Annotated in this window: 1 protein-coding gene; it reads left to right on the top strand. The window is 64.7% G+C overall.

Annotated elements, in window-relative coordinates:
• Positions 1-86: 86 nt before the first annotated feature.
• Positions 87-235: discoidin domain-containing protein (locus KVT44_RS59855; protein ID WP_308314434.1), on the top strand; the 149-nt coding region annotated here is incomplete at its 3' end.

Below are 235 nucleotides of genomic sequence, written 5' to 3'. Positions count from 1 at the left end.
CCGCCGGCACCTCTCCCAACGCAGCGCCGTCACGCACGCAGGCGCCTTCCGCCTCACCAACGCACGCTTCGAGCCCGAAGAACAACGTGATCCTGGCACTGCACCAGACGGCGACAGCCAGCAGCTACACCCAGAACTACGTTCCGTCCAACGCTGTCGACGGGTGCACCACGACGTATTGGGAAAGCGCCAACAACGCGCTTCCTCAGTGGTTCAAGATGGACCTGGGCCCGCC

This window comes from Streptomyces sp. GbtcB7 (assembly GCF_019091445.1).
Classification (GTDB): Bacteria; Actinomycetota; Actinomycetes; order Streptomycetales; family Streptomycetaceae; genus Streptomyces; species Streptomyces mirabilis.
This window is presented reverse-complemented; position numbering and strand designations above follow the sequence as displayed.